The 734-nt window shown below is 38.1% G+C and carries 1 protein-coding gene and 1 pseudogene; both read left to right on the forward strand.

The features are described from left to right. Positions 1-77 (forward strand): annotated as a pseudogene (locus LJE09_RS19290) (IS607 family transposase); the annotation flags it as partial. Then, the coding region (locus tag LJE09_RS17285; RefSeq protein ID WP_442860831.1) for an RNA-guided endonuclease InsQ/TnpB family protein at positions 64-734 on the forward strand (671 nt) is incomplete at its 3' end. The pseudogene LJE09_RS19290 and the gene LJE09_RS17285, both read left to right, overlap by 14 nt.

Consider the following 734-nt stretch of genomic DNA (forward strand, 5'->3'; position numbering starts at 1 on the left):
TTCGTAAGTATAAAAAACAAATAGAAAGGGATGAAGAGATTGCTAAAGAGCTTCAAGACGGAAATCAATCCAACTGAAGAACAGAAAGCCAGGATCCGCAGGACGATAGGCACTTGCCGATATGTCTATAACTTCTACCTTGGTCACAACAAAGCCCTGCATGATAATGGTGAAAAGTTTATGACTGGTAAGAGCTTTAGTCTATGGCTTAACAACGAATACATTCCAGATAATCCTGACAAAACATGGATCAGGGAAGTGTATTCAAAAGCCGTAAAAAAGTCTATCGAAGATGGATGTACTGCTTTTACAAGATTTTTTAAACATCAGAGTGATTTTCCTAAATTTAAAAAGAAAGGTAAATCTGATGTGAAAATGTATTTCGTCAGAAATAACCCAAAGGATTGTCAATGCGAAAGGCACAGACTTAAGATCCCAACTCTGGGCTGGGTCCGTATCAAAGAAAAAGGATATATCCCAACAACAAAGGATGGATATATGATCAGAAGTGGTACAGTGTCTGTTAAGGCTGGCAGATTTTATGTTTCTGTTCTTGTAGAGATCCCTGATGTCAATATCGACAATAACTCAAACGAGGGAATCGGTATAGACCTTGGACTAAAAGATCTTGCCATTGTCTCAAATGGAAAGACATACAGGAACATCAACAAATCGGCAGGATTAAAGAAACTTGAAAAACAACTGATCCGGGAACAGAGAAGTCTTTCCCGAAA

It is taken from the genome of Blautia sp. DFI.3.45 (assembly GCF_020593505.1).
GTDB lineage: Bacteria > Bacillota > Clostridia > Lachnospirales > Lachnospiraceae > Blautia_A > Blautia_A wexlerae.